Below are 16,838 nucleotides of genomic sequence, written 5' to 3' on the forward strand. Positions count from 1 at the left end.
AAGAAAGAGACCATGACTGCCACAGCTACGGATACCTCCCCGGCGCAGGGCACAGCCCTCGGCCGGATTTCCCGAGTCATCGGCCCGGTTGTCGACATCGAGTTTCCGCTCGACTCCGTGCCCGCCATCTACAACTCCCTGTCCACCTCGGTGGAACTGTCCGAGGGTACGCGCAAGCTGACCTTCGAGACTGCGCTGCACCTGGGCAACGGCATCGTGCGTGCCGTGTCCCTGCAGCCCACCGATGGTCTGGTCCGCGGCCAGGAAGTCGTCGACTCCGGCGCCCCGATCTCCGTCCCGGTCGGCGACATCACCAAGAACCATGTGTGGAACGTTACCGGTGACTGCCTCAACCTCGAGGATGGTGAGCAGCTCGAGATCAGCGAGCGCTGGCCGATCCACCGGCCAGCTCCCGCCTTCGACCAGCTCGAGTCGAAGACCGAGATGCTCGAGGTCGGAATCAAGAGCATCGACCTCCTCACCCCTTATGTCCAGGGTGGAAAGATCGGCCTCTTCGGTGGTGCGGGCGTCGGTAAGACCGTCCTCATCCAGGAGATGATCTTCCGCATCGCACACAACCACAGCGGCACCTCGGTGTTCGCCGGTGTTGGTGAGCGCACCCGTGAAGGCAACGACCTCATCATGGAAATGGACGAGGCAGGAGTGTTCAAGGACACCGCCCTAGTCTTCGGCCAGATGGATGAGCCACCAGGCACCCGTCTGCGCGTGGCGCTGTCGGCACTGACCATGGCGGAATACTTCCGCGATGTGCAGAACCAGGACGTGCTGCTGTTCATCGACAACATCTTCCGTTTCACGCAGGCCGGTTCCGAGGTGTCGACTCTTCTTGGTCGCATGCCTTCGGCCGTGGGCTACCAGCCCAACCTGGCTGACGAGATGGGACTTCTGCAGGAGCGCATCACCTCGACGCGTGGTCACTCGATCACCTCGATGCAGGCGATCTACGTTCCCGCCGATGACTACACCGACCCGGCTCCGGCAACGACGTTCGCTCATCTCGACGCGACGACCGAGCTCAACCGTGACATCGCCTCACGTGGTCTGTACCCGGCCATTGACCCGTTGACTTCGACCTCGCGCATCCTCGATCCGCTGATCGTCGGTGAAGAGCACTACCGCGTGGCCAACGAGGTCAAGGCGATTCTGCAGAAGAACAAGGAACTCCAGGACATCATCGCCATCCTCGGCGTCGATGAACTCGGTGAAGAAGACAAGCTGGTTGTGCACCGTGCTCGTCGCATCGAACAGTTCCTGTCACAGAACACCTACACCGCCGAGAAGTTCACTCAGGTGCCCGGCTCGACGGTTCCGCTGGCCGACACCATCGAAGGGTTCTCGAAGCTCTGCGCAGGCGAGGTCGATCACATCCCTGAGCAGGCTTTCTACAACGTGGGTGGGCTTGACGACGTCATGCGCAACTACGAAGAGATGCAGAAGTAAGCCATGGCCGTACTCGAAGTGAACGTCGTTGCAGCCGACCATGAGGTCTGGGTTGGTGAGGCCAAGCGCGTCATCACCCGCACCTCAGACGGTGACATCGGTATCCTTCCAGGCCACGAGCCTGTCCTGGGTGTCGTAGCGGACGGTGAAGCACGCATTCTCACAACTGCCGAGGAGACCATCCGGGTTAAGGCCGATGGTGGATTCCTCTCTGTTGAGAATAATCGTGTCATCATTGCCGCTGATCAGGCCGAACTTCTCTGATCTGTCAATTAAACTGGCAACCGTGAACCCTTCTGTCCTGCTGATCGTTCTGCTCTCGTTAGTAGGACTCGCCCTCGCGTTGATCGTCGTCGTGACGATTCGACGCCGGTCGATTTCGAAGCTGTCCGGTGCTTTTGACTGTTCCATCAACGTGGGCGAGGAATCCTCTTCTCGCCCACGTTGGCGTTTGGGTGTAGCAGTGTTTGCCGTGGCATCACTGGACTGGTACCCCGTTTTTGCACTGACTCGTCGCGCCGCAGTCAGCCTCCCGCGCGCCGATCTCGATATCCTCGTCCGCCGCAAACCCACGTCCGGTGAACAGTATTCCGTGTTGCCCGACGCTGTGGTAGTGGACTGCTCCTATGGGAAGGCCGACGGCCGACCACGCTCCGTATCTTTAGCCATGGACACCGAATCGTTGTCCACAATGGCCTCCTGGCTGGAATCATCGCCTCCTGGCTTCAACCCGACGATGGGAAGGTTCACCTGATGGATGTCTTTCGCTTGACCGGTCCGAGTCGACTGCTCGGCGAAGTCGATATCAGGGGAGCTAAGAACAGCGTTCTCAAACTTATGGCCGCGAGCCTGCTCGCCGTCGGACGTACGACGATCTCCAACGTGCCAGCCATCCTCGACGTGCGCATCATGGTCCAGCTCCTCATCCGGCTCGGCTGCACGGTCGACTACGATGCCGATCGCGGAGTCGTGAGCATCGACGTTCCCGCCGAGGTGGGTATCCAGGCTGACTATGAGCTCGTGCGTGCAATGCGAGCTTCCATCTCTGTGCTCGGACCCCTGACCGCTCGGATGCGTTCCGCGCACGTGGCACTGCCCGGCGGAGACGCGATCGGGTCACGAGGTCTCGACATGCATCAGGCCGGCCTCGAAGCCCTCGGTGCGACGGTGCACCTGGACCACGGCTATTTCGTCGCGGAGGCCCCAGAAGGACTTCGCGGAACTGACATCGTCCTCGAATTCCCCTCCGTCGGCGCCACAGAGAACCTCGTGATGGCGGCGACCCTGGCCCACGGTGTGACAACGATTTCCAACGCGGCCAAGGAGCCGGAGATCGTCGATATCTGCACGATGCTCGTCGACATGGGAGCTCAGATCAAAGGTATCGGCAAGGCCGACATCACGATCACCGGCGTCGACGAACTTCGCCCCGTCGACCATCGCACGGTCGGAGACCGGATCGTGGCCGGGACCTATGCCTTCGGGGCTGCTCTGTCCGGTGGTGACGTGACAATCAAGGGCGTCGGACTCGAGCTCATGCCCAACATCGCTATCAAGCTTCGCGACTCCGGTGCCACTGTCGACGACCTCGGCGAGATCGATCTTCGCGACGGCACGCGCGGGGGAGGCTTCCGAGTCCGCGGCGCAGAACGGCCCCACGCCATTCGGGTTGCAACGATGCCGTTTCCCGGGTTCCCCACGGACCTACAGCCATTCGTCATCGCCTTGAATTCCGTCTCCGACGGAGTCGGGCTGCTGTCGGAGAACCTGTTCGAGGCACGCTGGAGGTTCGTTCAGGAGATTGCCCGACTCGGTGCCAAAGTCCGCATCGACGGCAACCATGCACTGATCTCCGGGATTGAGAGTCTCTCCGGCGCCGAGGTGGAAGCCTCAGACATCCGCGCCGGTGCCGGCCTGGTGATGGCGGGGCTGCGTGCCGCCGGCATCACCGAGGTCTCCGGCATCGACCATATCGAACGAGGCTACGAGAATTTCGTGAGCAATCTGCGCAGCCTCGGCGCCAACATCGAACGCGTCGAGAAAGCCGACATACTCAGTTTCGAGTAGGTCTCAGACCGACTTCGAAGAGGGTTCAGAACAGGCGTGAGTCGGGATCGTCCATGCCCCGCAGCGCGTCATAGTCCAGAACGACACAGCGGATACCGCGATCCTCGGCCAGCGTACGCGCCTGCGGCTTGATCTCCTGAGCTGCGAAGACGCCCTGTACCGGTGTCAGCAGCGGGTCACGGTTCATCAGTTCGAGATACCTGGTCAGCTGCTCAACACCATCGATGTCGCCACGACGCTTGATCTCCACGGCGACAGATTTGTGTCCTTGGTCGCGAGCGAGGATGTCGATAGGTCCGATGGCCGTCATGTATTCGCGCCTGACCAGGCTGTAGCCGTCACCGAGAGTCTCGATGTGCTCGGCGAGCAGTTCCTGGAGATGGGCTTCGACGCCGTCTTTGACCAAGCCGGGATCGATACCGAATTCATGCTGGTCATCGGAGATCACCTCGGCGATGGAGATGACGAGCTTGTCACCGGTCTTGGCCTGTGACACCGTCCATATCTCTGTCATGCCGGCCTCCGTCTGCTCCTGGCTCGGATCAGCGACTGTGATCGAACACGGGGGAGTCATCCAGTTCAGGGGCTTGTACGATCCGCCATCCGAATGGATGAGGATCGAACCGTCGGCCTTGAGCATGATGAGACGGGTGGCCATGGGCAGGTGGGCGGTCAGACGACCAGCATAATCAACGGAGCACTTAGCAATGACGAGACGCACGCGCTTCACCCTACGTGAGAGAATGGCCAGATGCCACGATCTACCTCCTCGCGTCGCAAAAACAAATGGCAGCAGGCCCCACGTGAGCTCTCCGACTCCGTCAGCGGGCTGCGCACGAGCCGAGACCTGCCCGACGGAACCTGGTCCGTGCAGAACGTTGCCGGGAATTCTCAGGGCAAGATCTATATCTGTCCCGGCTGTGGGCAGGACTTGGCTTCATCGACGCCCCATATCGTTGCCTGGAGGCAATCGGCTCGGTACGGTACCGAGGTGGGTGTGGAATCCCGTCGGCACTGGCATTCGAGGTGCTTTCAGAAGTTCCGTTGACCAAGCGCCTCGTATGTACTGAGGCGACATCGAGACATGGAAAAGGGCCAGTTCATCATGAACTGGCCCTTCTCATCAGTGCGGGCTACGGACGAGGACGAACCTCAGCGCAAGGAGTTCCGCGACCGCGACGCCTTGCTGTTACGGTTCTTTCCGCCTGACACCTGAGCATCGATGGCGATCGTGTCGGCGTCGGTGGCTCCGTTCGGCAAGTCGGAGTCCTCTGCTTCCTCGGCTTTGTCCGCTGCGGTTGTGTCTGCCGGGGTCGCCTTGTCGGACTCGGCGCCGGTGGACTTCGAATCGGCTGCTTTGGAATCGGTGCCCTCGACAGAAGCGTCCTTACCGGATGCCTGTGGTGCTGTGGTCGCAGCCGATGACCCACCGGTGCCTTGTCCGCCCTTGGCGTCGGACTTCGCATCCTTGGACGCGTCTCCATCTGCCTCGGCGTCGGAATCCTCTGCGAGGAGGTCAGCGAGTTCCTGCTCATCGGCGATCTGTTCGGTGGCGTGGGATGCGGACTCGGCCTTGGCCGGATCGACCGAATCGCCTCCCATTACACCTGGCATGGCGAACAGCGAACGGAGCTGATCGAGCTGAGCGGTGATCGTCTTGCGCTGCTTGGTCAGCAGGTCGACCTGAGACTGAGCCGATGCGACGTTGCGCTTGGCTTCGGCTGCGGACTCTTCGATCGTCGCCTCGGCAGTCGCGCGGGCTTCGCCGATGAGGGTCTGCGCGCGGGTCTTGCCGTCGGCGATGATGTCATCGGCCTTCTTCACAGCATCCGCACGTGTCGTCTCAGCTCGTTCCGCGGCTTCCTTGGCCTCAGCATCGGCCTTGGCAGCACGTGCCTGTGCCTCATCGATGAGCTTCTTGTTCTCAACCTGAGCGGCGTCGTAACGCTTCTTGCGCTCGGACTCGGCCTCCTGGCGCTTACCAGCTAGCTCGACATCGAGTTCGTCAGCAGCCTTGGTTGACGCCTCATCACGAGCCTTGGCTGCGGCGAGCAGCTCATCGGCCTGCGCCCGAGCGGTGCTGAGCGACTCATCCGACTGAGTCTTGGCCGCAGCGCGGAGATCCGCAGCCTCCTTCTCCGCGGTGGCCTTGAGCTCGGCGAGTTCGTGTTCGAGGCTCTCGCGTGCTTCCTTCGTGGCTGCCTCGTTGGCTTCCTTGGCCTGGTTGTACTCACGCTCGGCAGTCGCCTTGAGCTCAGAGGCTCGCTTTTCGGCGGCCTTCACGGTCTCATCGGCGCGCATTTCGGCGGAACTGATGATCGCATCGGCCTCAGAGCGAGCATTCGACAGAGTGTCGTTGCTCTCTGTGTGCATGCGCGCACGTGCAGACGCAGCTTCGGCGCGTGCCTTATTGCGGATGGTCTCGGCATCGGAGTTCGCCTGGGAGAGCGTCTCACGAGCCTGGGACTCAGCGATTTTGAGCAGGTGGTCGATGCGGCTTCCGGGAGGGCCTGCAGCCTCGGCGCTGTCATTGGCCGCCTTCTTCAGCTGAGCCTTGGCCTCGGAGAGCTCGCCAGCGATCTGCAGCTTCGCCCGATCAGCGTTGATGACCTGACTACGTGCATCTGAGAGGGCTTTACGAACGGACTCGACCTCGGTCCGCAGCTGCTGCAGGCGAGAATCAACTTCACTTTTTTCGTAGCCGCGCATCGCTGTGCGGAATTCTTCGGTGGGCGTCACTGAAGTGGACTCCTGTCGTGTCAAGGGATGTGGTCAAATCGTCCACCCCCTACTCTAACGGACGCACCATGAGTGTTGGGTGCGAATACTCAAGTGCGGACGGGACTTGTCACTATGTGACACAGCCCCCGTGACCGAGGCCACAGACAGCTGGACTACCCTTGGATCAGAAAGAAACTTCATCGATTTCCCTGCGCTTGAGTGGGGTTCGGAAACCTGAGGAGGAAATATGGCTGAAGCAGTGATCGTCGCGGGTGCGCGCACGCCGTTCGGACGTCTGCAGGGAGGGCTGTCATCGCTGACAGCCGTGCAGCTTGGAGGTAAGGCCATCGCCGGCGCGCTCGGTCGTGCCGGCATCACCGGCGACGACGTTGAGTACGTCATCATGGGCCAGGTTCTGCAGGCCGGTCTCGGCCAAGGGCCAGCAAGGCAGGCCGCGGTCGAAGCGGGCATCCCGATGAACGTGCCCGGCGTGACCGTGAACAAGCTGTGCCTCTCAGGCATCAACGCGATCACTCAGGCCGCCCAGCTGGTGCGGGCAGGAGAGTACGACGTCGTCGTCGCCGGCGGCCAGGAGTCGATGAGTCTGGCGCCTCACCTGCTGGAGAAGTCACGTTCGGGCTACAAATACGGTGACGTGGTCGTCAAGGATCACATGGACTACGACGGCCTGTGGGACGCCTTCACCGACCAGGCCATGGGCGGACTGACCGAAGACGCCAACGCCGGAGACTTCGAGTTCTCCCGCGAGGACCAGGACGCCTTCGCAGCTCGTTCGCATCAGCGCGCGGCAACCGCCTGGGAGTCGGGCCTCTTCGGCGATGAGGTCGAACCCATCACCATTCCCGGCCGCAAGGGCGATGTGACCGTGTCCAACGACGAAGGTGTGCGCGCCGAGACCACACCGGAGTCGATGGCCAAGCTGCGGCCAGCCTTCCGCAAGGATGGAACCATCACCGCCGGAAACGCGTCACAGATCTCCGATGGAGCATGCGCCGTCGTCGTCATGTCCCGGGAGAAGGCCGAGGAGCTTGGTGCCCCGATCCTCGCTGAGATCCGCTCCCATGGATGGACTGCCGGTCCCGACTCCTCTCTGCAGCATCAGCCCTCGCAGGCGATCCAGGCAGCTGCAGAGAAGGAAGGCGTTGCCGCCGATTCCTTCGACCTCTACGAGATCAACGAGGCCTTCGCCGCGGTGGGCCTGGCCAGTTCGAAGGACCTGGGCGTTGACCCGGACAGGGTCAACGTCAATGGTGGCGCAGTGGCACTCGGCCACCCGATCGGAGCGTCCGGGGCACGCATCGTGCTGACCCTGGCCCTTGAACTCCAGCGCCGAGGTGGCGGAACCGGTGTCGCCGCGCTGTGCGGTGGCGGAGGACAGGGAGACTCGCTGATCATCACTGTGCCCGCCCAGAACTGATCCCAACCGCATTTGACCCTGAGTACAACGGGTCACGATCCAAGAGGAGAGCATGATGCTCGTCGCATTCTCCGTCGCTCCCAGCGGCGGTGACAACACAGACGCGTCGGTCCATGACGCGGTAGCCGCTGCTGTGGAGGTGGTCCGACGTTCCGGGCTGCCGCACCGAACCGATTCGATGTTCACCACGATCGAAGGCGACTGGGACGAGGTGTTCGCTGTGGTCAAGGAGGCCACCGACGTCGTCGGCGAATTCGGTCCACGCGTGGCGTTGGTGTTGAAGGCCGATATTCGTCCGGGATACACGGGGGAGATCGATGGCAAGCTCGAACGTCTGGAAAAGGCCCTCGACGCCCGCGGCGGCGACTGATCGACCCTCGGCGTCACCGTCGAGGCTCGCCGGTCGCAGCACATGGATCGCCGCACCGGAGCCAGGAGGTGTGGGGCGGGAAGTACCCAGCGGTAAGTTGGGCGCAGCGGAAATTTTCGGGGAATTCATAGTGACGTAGGTCTCATTCAGGTCTACTCTTTTCTTAAGAAAGAAGGAGATGAACAATGAACGGGTCCACCTATTTCACTACAGCCACCGCACTGACGATGGTTGCCCTGCTCGGTTTCATGGCCGCCGGCTTCTTTCCGGTCATCGTTGACTTTGCCTTCGCCATCGAAGCCGTGGCCGTCATCCTGGCTCTGACCGGGCTTGTGATGGTTGCGTTCGTGACCGTGCGAAAGTCACTGGAGCGTGCCGCTCGACTGTACTGATGCAATGCCCGATCGTCGCGTGATTCACAGTGGCGACGCAGCTTGCTGACAACGGCCCTTGTCGAAGTTTCGGAGTTCGTCTCCGAGGCTTTGACGAGGGCCGCTTTCTGTTCTGGATCACGAATCGGTTAGGATATTTGAGCCTCCGTAGCTCAGTTGGATAGAGCAACCGCCTTCTAAGCGGTAGGCCGCGGGTTCGAGCCCCGCCGGGGGTACTTTTTGTGCTCTGACGGCCCTTTCGCCCTTCCGGCGTTTCCCTGCAATGACCAATTACCGCGCGCTACGGCGTGGCAATTGGTGCACGGCTGGGAAAACGTAGAGAGTGGATGCGTGATGACAGACAGTAAGAGTGCCGTGACGCCACCAGTGGGAGGGGCGCTGAGCGATATCGCGAAGCGAGTCTCAGAAACCCGCTTCACCCTGCAGACCGACGACTTCGCCGACGGTCGCGAACTGCACCGACAGCTCTCCTCGGAGCTGACGGACTATCTGCTCCCGCGCATCAATCGGACGCAGACGCCCTTCATGATCGCGGTCGGTGGGTCAACTGGCGCAGGCAAGTCCACCTTGGTGAATTCCCTGGTCGGACGCACGGTGACTCCCGCGGGGGTTCGCCGTCCGACGACGGGCAACCCGATCGTGGTGCACAACCCTGCTGACACCAAATTCTTCGAATCGCAGTCCTTTCTCTCTGATCTGCCGCGCAGCACGGATCCGACGACGCAGACCCCCTCGGTCGTGCTCATTCCCGATGACGGTGTCGAGCCGGGCACGGCTGTGCTCGACTGCCCGGATATCGACTCCATCGCCGAGTCGAACCGTGAGTTGGCCCGCCGCATTCTGATGAGTGCCGACCTGTGGATGTTCGTGACCACGGCCAACCGCTATGCCGACGCCGCGCCCTGGGCGCTGCTCAAGGACGCCGCTGTCCGCAACACCTCGGTCGCGATCGTGCTCGACCGGGTACCGCCGCAGGCGAACCGCGAGGTCAGGCACCATCTTTCCAGTCTGCTGTCCGAGGCGGGACTGGCGAACTCTCCGATCTTCGCTGTGGCCGAGCTCGAACTGGAGGACGGCCTGCTTCCGCACTCGGCGATCTATCCGATTCGTTCCTGGATCAGCCAAGTGAGTTCCGAGGGACGCTCGCAGGACCGCATTCGTCAGCGCACCCTCACCGGCTCCATCAGTGCGATGCCGGCCCAGATGAAGTCTTTGGCTGACTTCGCAGAGAGCCAGGAGACGACGTTCGACCGGCTGCAGGCCAGCCTGGATCAGACGTTCAGATCCGCGGACGAAGGGCTCGCGCAGGTATTCTCCGACGGTCGCGTGCTGCACGGAGAGGTCAATGCGAGATGGCAGGACTTTGTGGGAACAGGTCAGCTGTTTCGCGGTTTGGAGCCTACGATGGCTCGCATGCGCGACCGGATCTCCGCCGCAGTCACCGGCAAACACGATGCCGCCTCGCCGCTGCACATTGCCATTCTGCGCAGCGCAGCCATTTCGTTGCGGGAACAGGCTATCGGCGTCGTCGAAGAGGTCGGCACCACATGGGTTCGGGACTCGGCTGGCTCGGCCCTGCTCGATGCGTACCCCGAGCTGCGCCACAGTTCCAATGATCTTGAGGATTCCGTCAAGTCCGCCGTCAGCGGATGGTCGAATGAGGTGAACGCGCTGGTTCGAGAGATCGGCCAGGGCAAGAAGTCGAAGGCGAGAATTCTGTCCTTCGGTGTCGGCGGAGTCTGCGCCGTCGTCGAATACGCGGCATTCTGGGATCCGAAGTACACGAACGCCGGCGACCAGGCGTCGCGCAACGACGCCAACGTCGCCCTCAGCCTGGCCGGCACGATCTTCGGGGAGCAGGAAGCCGTGAATCTCATCGGATCGATTCGGGATCGTTTCCTGACCACAGCTGCAGGAATCGTCGGCGGCTGCCGGGCTCCCTTTGACAACGTACTACGACTATCCGCGGTACCGGCGCGGCAAGCAGGCGCCCTGCGCGCCTCCGGTGATCGACTTGAGGTGGCATTGTGAACGATCCTGCACAGTCCGAGATCAGGCGTCGAGCCGAAGGAATTCGGCAGACCCTGTCCCTGGGACCCGACAAATTGAGCGCCGAAGTTCGTACGGACGCGCAGAACCTGCTCAACCGTGCCGAGGATCGGCTCGGCCTGGGCGAGGAGTTCACCGTCGTGGCCTTCGCCGGCTCCACCGGTTCGGGAAAGTCCTCTCTGTTCAATGCCGTTGCCGGACTGGACATCGCCCGGGTCGGCGTTCGTCGGCCCACCACCTCCCGTCCCACTGCATGTGTGTGGGGCGAAGGCGGCAACGACATCCTCAATTGGCTCCATGTGCCCGAGCGCAGCAGGACCTGGCGCGAATCAGCGCTCGACGGTGATGATCAGCGCAAGCTGCACGGCCTGATTCTGCTTGACCTGCCTGACCATGATTCGACCGCGGTCAAGCACCGTGTTGAGTCCGATCGTCTGGTTGGGCTCGTCGATGTGGTGTTCTGGGTCGTTGACCCACAGAAGTACGCCGACTTCTCGCTCCACTCCGAGTATTTGGCAAAGCTGGCCGAGAACAGCTCGAACATGGTGGTCGTTCTCAACCAGGTCGACAAGCTCAGCGACGAAGAGCGGAAAGCTGCCGCCGATCATCTGCAGCAGCTGCTTGTCGAAGACGGACTCACCGACACCAAAGTCCACATGACCTCGGCTGTGACACGAGACGGAATCCCACAGGTCAGGTCGATCTTGGCCGACACGGTCGATTCCAAACAGGCGGCTTCTGAACGGCTGCTCTCAGATATGCAGGCCATGTCCAAACGGATGCAGCACGAACTCGGTGAGCCTGTGGTCCCGCCGGATGAACGTCCGGGAGCGTCGCGTCTGGTGGAGACCATGTCCGATGCCGCCGGCGTCGAGGCGGTTGCCCAGACCGTCCATGACGACTATATCCGTCGGGCCTACCGCAAGACGGGTTACCCAGTCCTGGCGTGGATGCAGAGGAACGCACCCGACCCGCTGGGAGCCAAGCACGGTCAGGGCAGGGAAGAGCTCATCCGCGCATCGGTGCCAGCCACCAGCAGAGCGCAGAGCTCGCAGGTACGCCTGATGGCTCACGAACTCATCACGGAATCCGTGTCCTCGTTGCCCAGACCATGGCAGAGCGCGGTCGCGGAAGCAGAGAAGGCAAGCACCACAGAGCTGTCTGAGACCCTCGACTCGGCCGTGACAGCTGTGGATATCAAACCTCGGACGCCCGGCTGGTGGTCATTGGCCAGGGTTCTGCAGATCATCTTCTTCATCGCCACGATCCTGGGACTCCTGGGTGTCATCGCTGCAGCGCTTCTCACCATCTTCGCTCCCGGATCGCTGCCAGGCTGGAGCTGGTTCGTGACGATCGGGCTGCTGGTGGTGGGAATCATCGGTTCCGTTGTGACATCGGTCATCGCCAAGTCCGCGCGCAGCAAGGGGGCTGATGAAGCTGCCGGCGAAGTAGACCGAAAGCTTCGCGACGCAGTCGGAAGCGTTGCGCAGAGTTCGTACCTGGAACCGGTCAACACCGTCATCGACGAGCACCGCCGGGCATACGAGACGTTGCGCTGATACTTCTGTGCACAGGAGCTCAGACTCGTGTGCCAATGCCCTGTGGACGATCAACGATCGTCCACAGGGCATTTTTCATGTCTGGACGCCGACATCGTCTGCCGCGCTCACTGGTGAATGACGTGATGGACCGATTCACACTGCATCGCCCCCGATGGGTGATCGGGCAGGGGCCATTACGAAACACTCCAAGAAGCGAGGCAACACGATGTCCATCATCCCGATCAACCTCAGCGGCACAGTGGCCGCCGATCCGCAGAGCCGCACCCTGCCGTCTGGCAGAGCCTGCGCCTCCTTTCGGTTGGCCGTCAACCATTGGCGCCTCGACAAAGGAACCGGAGAGTATCTCTCCGACACGACCTCGTGGTTCAGCGTCGACTGCTACGGGCCTCTGGCCAGCAACTGCTCGATGAGTCTGCACCAAGGTATGTCCGTCGTCGTACAGGGGACCCTGAAGATTCGGGAATGGTCGACTGATGAGAAGCGGGGAATCGCTCCCACCGTTGTTGCAGAACACATCGGTCCCGATCTTCGCTACGGCACCGCCAACTATCAGAAGTCCAGTAACCCGAATCGGCAAACCGAAGGTCAGCAGCAGACGGCTGCAGGCGGCGATTCGGGGTGGGACAGCCTCGCCGGCGAAGTTCCGCCCAGTGTGACCGGAGCCTCCGACACATCGACCCTCGACTCGCTGGAGGACACGGACGGAGTCGATGAGGACGGAGCGAGAGACGACGATGGGGGAGGGTCCGACAACGGCGATGACGCCATAGCACGAGAGACGGTGAAGGCAGCGGCGCCCTTCTGAGGGCACCGCAGATCGAGTTGACCAACTTCAGCGCAGAGATTTCGTGGGAACATGGGGCGCCGAACGCCTTGGAGTGCACGCCGTTTGCGGCTGTGATCGGCTAAGGTGAGACTGTTAATCGTTCCCACCTGCTGAGGTTGTTGATGCGTCTCGTTCCCCTCCTAGGTCTTGGAGCCCTGACCTTGGCTCTCTCGGGTTGTTCGCTGCTGGGATTGGGCGGAGATGATTCGTCGCCCACTCCGGCTCGCACCCCGGCGAAGCCGGTTGCAGAGGTCGACAAGGTCGTTTCCGCACTGAAACCTCTGACCGGCAACGAAGACACGGTTCCGTCGACGAAGAAATTCTTCACAACGATGATCGATGCCGGCTACGATCCGGAGCAGCTTGAGGCTACGATCGATGACTCCCCGCTGGGCAATGACGTGCCCTCGAAGATGTTCGGCGTCAAAACGGACAAAGGGTGCGTGATCGGGGAGATACGAAAGGGAAAGGCCACCGCAGAGCTGATGCCGCCCACCGAATCGACCGGGGCATGCCTGTTCGGAGAGGTCGAACGTCCGAAGGGCGTGAAGGCGCCCACAGGCGAAAAGCGTGAGAAGGACGGCGATTCCAACGGCGCCGGGCACATGCCTGGCGAGGACATCAACGGCACGGACGGGCCCACTGAGAGTCCGTCTCCCGATGAAGGGTCCGATGACACGTCGGAGGGCACGTCATCCGATGGTGCATCGTCCGAAGGCGGTACATCGGGAAGCTCATCCGAAGGGACCACGTCGTCAGAAGGGTCGTCGGAGGAGGGCTCCTCATCGACGGGCGGGTCCGCCGAAGGGTCCTCGTCAGGTGAAGCTCCGTCACTCGGCGGCGGCTGAACAAGGGTGATCAGCTACCGGACCAATTGGCACTTGAACGTGGACAACCGATAGCCTGAGGTTACTATGGCCGAATTCATTTACACCCTTCACAAGGCGCGTAAAGCGCACGGCGACAAAGTCATCCTCGATGACGTGTCGATGTCCTTCTACCCCGGCGCGAAGATCGGCATGGTCGGTCCCAACGGTGCCGGTAAGTCTACGATCCTCAAGATCATGGCCGGGCTCGAGCAGCCGTCCAATGGCGAGGCTCGGCTCAGCCCCGGGTACACCGTGGGCATTCTCCTGCAGGAGCCGCCCCTGAACGAGGACAAGACCGTCCTCGGCAACGTCCAAGAGGGCGTCGGCGAGATCAAGGCAAAGCTGGACCGCTTCAACGCCATCTCCGAGGAGATGGCCAGCCCTGATGCCGACTTCGATGCCCTGATGGAAGAGATGGGCAAGCTGCAAGAAGCTATCGATGCCGCGGATGCCTGGGATCTCGACTCGCAGCTCGAACAGGCGATGGATGCTCTGCGCTGCCCACCGCCGGACGCCGAAGTCAGCGTCCTCTCCGGTGGCGAGCGCCGTCGCGTGGCGCTGTGCAGGCTGCTGCTTGAGAAGCCGGATCTGCTTCTGCTCGATGAGCCTACAAACCACCTGGATGCCGAGTCCGTGCTGTGGCTTGAGCAGCATCTGCGTTCCTACCCAGGAGCTGTCATCGCGATCACTCACGATAGGTACTTCCTTGATCACGTGGCCGAATGGATCGCCGAGATCGACCGCGGACACCTCTACCCGTATGAAGGCAACTACTCGACGTACCTTGAGAAGAAGCAGGAACGCCTCCAGGTCCAGGGCAAGAAGGACGCGAAGCTGTCCAAACGCCTGAAAGACGAGCTTGAATGGGTCCGGTCGAATCCGAAGGCCAAGCAGACGAAGTCGAAGGCACGTCTGGCTCGCTACGAGGAGATGGCAGCAGAAGCCGAGAAGACCAAGAAGCTCGACTTCGAAGAGATCCAGATTCCCGCCGGCCCCCGTCTCGGCGACATCGTCATCGAGGCTTCCAACCTGCAGAAGGGCTACGGCGACCGTCTGCTCATCGACGGTCTCAGCTTCTCGTTGCCGCGAAACGGCATCGTCGGAGTCATCGGGCCCAACGGTGTGGGCAAGTCGACCCTGTTCAAGACCATCGTCGGACACGAGGAGCTGGACGGAGGCGAACTCAAGATCGGCGACAGCGTCAAAACGTCTTATGTCGATCAGTCCCGCGGCGGTATCGACTCCAATAAGAACCTGTGGGAAGTCGTCTCCGACGGACTCGACTTCATCCAGGTGGGCAATGTCGAGATGCCCTCGAGGGCCTATGTCTCCGCGTTCGGCTTCAAAGGCCCGGACCAGCAGAAGAAGGCTGGTGTGCTCTCCGGTGGTGAGCGCAACCGTCTCAACCTGGCGCTGACGCTCAAACAGGGCGGAAACCTGTTGCTGCTTGACGAGCCGACGAACGACCTCGACGTCGAAACACTCGGCTCCTTGGAAAACGCGCTCCTCGAGTTCCCCGGCTGTGCCGTAGTCGTCTCGCACGACCGTTGGTTCCTTGACCGGGTGGCGACACACATCCTTGCCTGGGAAGGCACAGAAGAAGAGCCCGCCAAGTGGTACTGGTTCGAAGGCAACTTCGAGTCCTATGAGGAGAACAAGGTCGAACGACTCGGTGAAGACGCTGCTCGTCCTCACCGCGTGACACACCGCCGCCTCACTCGCGACTGAACGAATTCTGTGGGCTGGGGACAATCACCGCAGCCCACAGGGTTCTCATGCATTTGCTGATGCCCCGGTCAACGACCGGGGCATCAGCAAATGCATGGTGGATTCAGTCCGCTGGCGGTGGCGGTCGACCGTCAGAGAGCAAGCCGCCGATCCACTGCAGGAGCTTGAACAGATACCGCAGGGCAAGTGTGCCGACGACTCCGATGATCATCGCTATGAGCGCAATCAGGGCAAGGTTCATCTCCACGTTCTCGCGAAGGAAGACCAGGGCAAGGATCGTGATGATGATGAAAAGTGCGACATTGACCAATCGAGACAGTATAGTCCCGAGGATCTCGATCATCGCGGTGTCTTTGCTCACTGCGGAGCCTTCACACGGACCATGCCCTCTTGAGCCACTGTTGCCAACAGCTCACCGGTCTGAGCGAAGATGCGCCCGTAACCGAGGCCGCGACCGCCCTGGGCCGCGGGGGACTCTTGGACGTAGAGCATCCACTCATCGACACGTACCCGACGATGCCACCACATCGCGTGGTCGAGGCTGGCCACCCGGAGCCCGGGGCTCGTCCAACTCAGGCCCTGTCGACGCAGTACCGGCTCGAGCAGGTTGAAGTCGCTGGCATAGGCCAAGGCCGCGGCATTGAGCACAGGATCATCGCCGAACTCGGAACTGGCACGGAACCACACATGCTGCTGCTCTCGCTGCCGATCATCGGTGGAGGAGAGGTACAGGGACGCCTCGACCGGGCGGATCTCGAAGGGACGTTTATTCAGCCATTCGGTCACTTGAGGGGTGTCCTGCCCAGCCAGGATGTCGCGCAGCTCTGGGCAATCCTGTGGACCAGGCAACCCGATGGGCATGGTCTCTGCGTGTTCGAGACCCTCCTGCTCAACCTGGAAGGAGGCGATCAGGGACAGGATCGGGACGTCCTTCTGATAGGCGTGGACGCGTCGAGCGGAGAAAGATCGCCCGTCGCGCAGTCGTTCGACACCGAACTCAATCGGCTCGCTGACATCCCCAGCGCGCAGGAAGTAGCCGTGAAGTGAGTGGATGAGGCGATCATCTGGCAGGGTCGCGGCAGCGGCCACCACAGATTGCGCCACGACCTGACCGCCGTAGACGCGCCCATCGGGTTTGTACTGATTCTGTCCGAGGAAGTAGTCACTCTCCCGAGACGCCGAGGTGAAGCTCAGACTTTCGAGTTCGAGCACTTTGCGCAGCGTGTCGACATTCGCCTCGGCCGCTGTGGGTTCTGCATCGCTCATAAGGGCCTCCAGCCTGCGACAATGAATCTCTTGCGTGTGTTCACGATCCTATCGCGGCCGTCACTGCAGCGGTGAAGGTGGCATGATGG

At 61.7% G+C, this 16,838-nt stretch carries 17 protein-coding genes and 1 tRNA gene; 14 read left to right on the forward strand and 4 right to left on the reverse strand.

All coding sequences use genetic code 11. The features are described 5' to 3' along the window. Positions 1-12 precede the first annotated feature (12 nt). Genes atpD through murA form a run of 4 tightly spaced genes read left to right on the forward strand, consistent with a single transcriptional unit; the run spans position 13 to position 3,528 of the window. Positions 13-1,461 (forward strand): F0F1 ATP synthase subunit beta, encoded by a 1,449-nt coding sequence (gene atpD / locus CXR25_RS08630; RefSeq protein ID WP_096146445.1) that lies wholly within the window; start codon positions 13-15, stop codon positions 1,459-1,461. 3 nt (positions 1,462-1,464) lie between these two features. Further along, on the forward strand, positions 1,465-1,725 hold the full coding sequence (locus CXR25_RS08635; protein WP_096146446.1) for a F0F1 ATP synthase subunit epsilon: 261 nt from the start codon (positions 1,465-1,467) through the stop codon (positions 1,723-1,725). Between the two features lie 22 nt (positions 1,726-1,747). Continuing rightward, positions 1,748-2,215, forward strand: coding sequence for a DUF2550 domain-containing protein (locus CXR25_RS08640; RefSeq protein ID WP_096146479.1), 468 nt, complete (start codon positions 1,748-1,750; stop codon positions 2,213-2,215). Beyond that, on the forward strand, positions 2,215-3,528 hold the full coding sequence (murA, locus tag CXR25_RS08645; protein ID WP_096146447.1) for a UDP-N-acetylglucosamine 1-carboxyvinyltransferase: 1,314 nt from the start codon (positions 2,215-2,217) through the stop codon (positions 3,526-3,528). The genes CXR25_RS08640 and murA overlap by 1 nt, the downstream gene beginning before the upstream one ends. A gap of 25 nt (positions 3,529-3,553) precedes the next feature. On the opposite strand, the gene nucS is transcribed toward murA, so the two are convergent. Then, a complete protein-coding gene (nucS, locus tag CXR25_RS08650; protein ID WP_009884058.1) occupies positions 3,554-4,249 on the reverse strand; it encodes an endonuclease NucS in 696 nt (231 codons plus the stop codon). A 30-nt stretch (positions 4,250-4,279) separates the two neighbouring features. On the opposite strand from nucS, the gene CXR25_RS08655 reads away from it, so the two are divergent. Further along, positions 4,280-4,576, forward strand: a complete 297-nt coding sequence (locus CXR25_RS08655; RefSeq protein WP_226823790.1) for a hypothetical protein — start codon at positions 4,280-4,282, stop codon at positions 4,574-4,576. A gap of 104 nt (positions 4,577-4,680) precedes the next feature. On the opposite strand, the gene CXR25_RS08660 is transcribed toward CXR25_RS08655, so the two are convergent. Continuing rightward, on the reverse strand, positions 4,681-6,267 hold the full coding sequence (locus CXR25_RS08660) for a coiled-coil domain-containing protein (protein ID WP_096146448.1): 1,587 nt from the start codon (positions 6,265-6,267) through the stop codon (positions 4,681-4,683). A gap of 229 nt (positions 6,268-6,496) precedes the next feature. On the opposite strand from CXR25_RS08660, the gene CXR25_RS08665 reads away from it, so the two are divergent. The 9 genes from CXR25_RS08665 to ettA all read left to right on the forward strand — a co-directional run bounded on the left by CXR25_RS08665 (position 6,497) and on the right by ettA (position 15,483). Then, complete coding sequence (locus CXR25_RS08665; RefSeq protein WP_009884060.1) at positions 6,497-7,687, forward strand: acetyl-CoA C-acetyltransferase; 1,191 nt, start codon at positions 6,497-6,499, stop codon at positions 7,685-7,687. A 55-nt stretch (positions 7,688-7,742) separates the two neighbouring features. Beyond that, positions 7,743-8,057 (forward strand): thiamine-binding protein, encoded by a 315-nt coding sequence (locus CXR25_RS08670; RefSeq protein ID WP_009884061.1) that lies wholly within the window; start codon positions 7,743-7,745, stop codon positions 8,055-8,057. 185 nt (positions 8,058-8,242) lie between these two features. Next, on the forward strand, positions 8,243-8,449 hold the full coding sequence (locus tag CXR25_RS08675; protein ID WP_009884062.1) for a hypothetical protein: 207 nt from the start codon (positions 8,243-8,245) through the stop codon (positions 8,447-8,449). Between the two features lie 141 nt (positions 8,450-8,590). Then, positions 8,591-8,664, forward strand: a tRNA-Arg gene (locus CXR25_RS08680). 118 nt (positions 8,665-8,782) lie between these two features. Beyond that, complete coding sequence (locus tag CXR25_RS08685; protein ID WP_226833682.1) at positions 8,783-10,480, forward strand: dynamin family protein; 1,698 nt, start codon at positions 8,783-8,785, stop codon at positions 10,478-10,480. Beyond that, complete coding sequence (locus tag CXR25_RS08690) at positions 10,477-12,057, forward strand: GTPase (protein ID WP_009884064.1); 1,581 nt, start codon at positions 10,477-10,479, stop codon at positions 12,055-12,057. The genes CXR25_RS08685 and CXR25_RS08690 overlap by 4 nt, the downstream gene beginning before the upstream one ends. A 208-nt stretch (positions 12,058-12,265) precedes the next feature. Further along, positions 12,266-12,865 carry a single-stranded DNA-binding protein gene (locus CXR25_RS08695; protein WP_009884065.1) on the forward strand — a complete coding sequence of 200 codons (600 nt, stop codon included), beginning with the start codon at positions 12,266-12,268 and terminating at the stop codon, positions 12,863-12,865. 143 nt (positions 12,866-13,008) lie between these two features. After that, entirely contained in the window at positions 13,009-13,734 is a 726-nt protein-coding gene (locus CXR25_RS08700) for a DUF6993 domain-containing protein (protein WP_096158674.1), read from the forward strand. 66 nt (positions 13,735-13,800) lie between these two features. Beyond that, positions 13,801-15,483, forward strand: coding sequence for an energy-dependent translational throttle protein EttA (ettA, locus tag CXR25_RS08705; RefSeq protein ID WP_069600054.1), 1,683 nt, complete (start codon positions 13,801-13,803; stop codon positions 15,481-15,483). Between the two features lie 103 nt (positions 15,484-15,586). Here ettA and CXR25_RS08710 read toward each other — a convergent pair whose 3' ends face one another. Both CXR25_RS08710 and CXR25_RS08715 read right to left on the reverse strand, forming a co-directional pair. Next, positions 15,587-15,844, reverse strand: coding sequence for a hypothetical protein (locus tag CXR25_RS08710; RefSeq protein WP_233429487.1), 258 nt, complete (start codon positions 15,842-15,844; stop codon positions 15,587-15,589). Continuing rightward, on the reverse strand, positions 15,841-16,749 hold the full coding sequence (locus CXR25_RS08715; RefSeq protein WP_114384724.1) for an acyl-CoA thioesterase: 909 nt from the start codon (positions 16,747-16,749) through the stop codon (positions 15,841-15,843). The genes CXR25_RS08710 and CXR25_RS08715 overlap by 4 nt, the downstream gene beginning before the upstream one ends. Positions 16,750-16,838: the final 89 nt, after the last annotated feature.

Source organism: Brevibacterium aurantiacum (assembly GCF_003932995.1).
Classification (GTDB): Bacteria; Actinomycetota; Actinomycetes; order Actinomycetales; family Brevibacteriaceae; genus Brevibacterium; species Brevibacterium aurantiacum.

Bases quoted from the DNA above. Each gene is read 5' to 3' on its own strand.
- atpD (WP_096146445.1), top strand. From the start codon at position 13: ATGACTGCCACAGCTACGGATACCTCCCCGGCGCAGGGCACAGCCCTC.
- CXR25_RS08635 (WP_096146446.1), top strand. From the start codon at position 1,465: ATGGCCGTACTCGAAGTGAACGTCGTTGCAGCCGACCATGAGGTCTGG.
- murA (WP_096146447.1), top strand. From the start codon at position 2,215: ATGGATGTCTTTCGCTTGACCGGTCCGAGTCGACTGCTCGGCGAAGTC.
- CXR25_RS08655 (WP_226823790.1), top strand. From the start codon at position 4,280: ATGCCACGATCTACCTCCTCGCGTCGCAAAAACAAATGGCAGCAGGCC.
- CXR25_RS08665 (WP_009884060.1), top strand. From the start codon at position 6,497: ATGGCTGAAGCAGTGATCGTCGCGGGTGCGCGCACGCCGTTCGGACGT.
- CXR25_RS08670 (WP_009884061.1), top strand. From the start codon at position 7,743: ATGCTCGTCGCATTCTCCGTCGCTCCCAGCGGCGGTGACAACACAGAC.
- CXR25_RS08675 (WP_009884062.1), top strand. From the start codon at position 8,243: ATGAACGGGTCCACCTATTTCACTACAGCCACCGCACTGACGATGGTT.
- CXR25_RS08685 (WP_226833682.1), top strand. From the start codon at position 8,783: ATGACAGACAGTAAGAGTGCCGTGACGCCACCAGTGGGAGGGGCGCTG.
- CXR25_RS08695 (WP_009884065.1), top strand. From the start codon at position 12,266: ATGTCCATCATCCCGATCAACCTCAGCGGCACAGTGGCCGCCGATCCG.
- CXR25_RS08700 (WP_096158674.1), top strand. From the start codon at position 13,009: ATGCGTCTCGTTCCCCTCCTAGGTCTTGGAGCCCTGACCTTGGCTCTC.
- ettA (WP_069600054.1), top strand. From the start codon at position 13,801: ATGGCCGAATTCATTTACACCCTTCACAAGGCGCGTAAAGCGCACGGC.
- CXR25_RS08715 (WP_114384724.1), bottom strand. From the start codon at position 16,749: ATGAGCGATGCAGAACCCACAGCGGCCGAGGCGAATGTCGACACGCTG.